This is a genomic window from Geobacillus sp. ZGt-1 (assembly GCF_001026865.1).
GTDB classification, from domain to species: domain Bacteria; phylum Bacillota; class Bacilli; order Bacillales; family Anoxybacillaceae; genus Geobacillus; species Geobacillus thermoleovorans.
In genome coordinates this window covers 1-607 of the sequence record NZ_LDPD01000067.1, presented here as the reverse complement: position 1 = coordinate 607, position 607 = coordinate 1, and the positions used below count along the sequence as shown (strand labels likewise).

Below are 607 nucleotides of genomic sequence, written 5' to 3'. Positions count from 1 at the left end.
CGAGTTCGACAGTTTTGAGGCCATTTTAGGCAAATGCAAATGGTCAAAATGCTGTAATATCAAGGATTTCACGATGTGAATCCTAGAAAAAAACGCTGAATTTCATAGGCACACGACTTGACAAATTAACCTTTTAAAATAGCCAAATATCGTTTATAATATAGGCATGTACATGCGGAAAGTAACACGCAAAAATAAAGATGGAACGATCGTGGCGTATCTCCAGCTTGCTCATAATGAATGGGATCCAAAGGCCAAATAGGCGAAAGCGAAGGTGATGGATTCGTTCGGTCGCGAAGATGAAGTGGATCGCGCCGTCTTGGAGCGTCTGGCCAAAAGCATTTCGCGATCCTTTCTCCTGACTCATGAATCGTGGCCGAAAGTAAGGGACGAATGCGAGCGTCTTATGCTTGGACATTTTTCTTCAAAAACGGAGACCTTGATCAACGAACCGAGCTGACGGCCAAACAAGCGCAACTCTTTGCGGCTCTAGGGCTGGAACCTCCTCCGAAGATCCTAGGCATCCATCATCGCCCCTAGATACACGCCCGAAGTGTGCTCAAATGCCTCCCGTCCCTTTTGTATCAAGGGTCGAGAGGCATTTTGT

Annotated in this window: 1 pseudogene; it reads left to right on the top strand. The window is 46.3% G+C overall.

Going from position 1 to position 607, the window contains the following annotated elements:
* The first annotated feature begins 166 nt into the window (after positions 1-166).
* A pseudogene (locus VU18_RS21325) lies at positions 167-540 on the top strand (hypothetical protein).
* The last annotated feature ends 67 nt before the right edge of the window (positions 541-607 follow it).